The 588-nt window shown below is 46.9% G+C and carries 1 protein-coding gene; it reads left to right on the top strand.

Features of this window, described 5'->3' with window-relative positions; translation table 11 throughout:
* The coding region (gene rraA, locus A3762_RS21035) for a ribonuclease E activity regulator RraA (protein ID WP_068757489.1) at positions 1–471 on the top strand (471 nt) is incomplete at its 5' end.
* Positions 472–588: the final 117 nt, after the last annotated feature.

The raw sequence follows: 588 nt of genomic DNA, 5'->3' as shown, positions 1-588 counted from the left end.
GATTTATGTGACGAGTACCCAGACTTAGTTGAAGTCGTAGAACCAATGTTTCACAACTTTGGCGCGGTCGATGCGTTTGGTGGCGAGATCGTGACTGTAAAGTGTTTTGAAGATAACTCGGTAGTGAAAGAGCAAGTTGGCCTACCAGGCGAAGGCCGAGTTATGGTCGTTGATGGCGGTGGTTCAAAGCGTAATGCATTGCTAGGCGATATGCTTGCAGAGAAAGCTGCTGCAAATGGTTGGTCTGGGTTGATCATTTACGGCTGTATTCGCGATGTCGACGTGATTCGCCAAACGCAATTAGGCGTACAAGCGCTTGGTACAAATCCTCGAAAGACAGAGAAGCGTGGATTAGGTGATCTAAATGTTGAGGTGAAATTCGGCGGCGTTGTATTCAAACCAGGACATTACGTTTATGCGGATAACAACGGCGTGATTGTCTCGCCAGAGCCTTTGAGCATGCCTGCTTAAAACTTCGGTTGCGCTAAAAAAGCCCAGTCAAATGACTGGGCTTTTTGTTATTGGATCTAAATTGTCACTCTTGTTCCGACTCTGTGCCAGACTGTTCAAGTTCTTCTAATTCCGCGC

The organism is Oleiphilus sp. HI0125 (assembly GCF_001635355.1).
The sequence above is the reverse complement of the archived record's forward strand: the minus strand, read 5'-3'. Positions and strand labels throughout refer to the sequence as shown.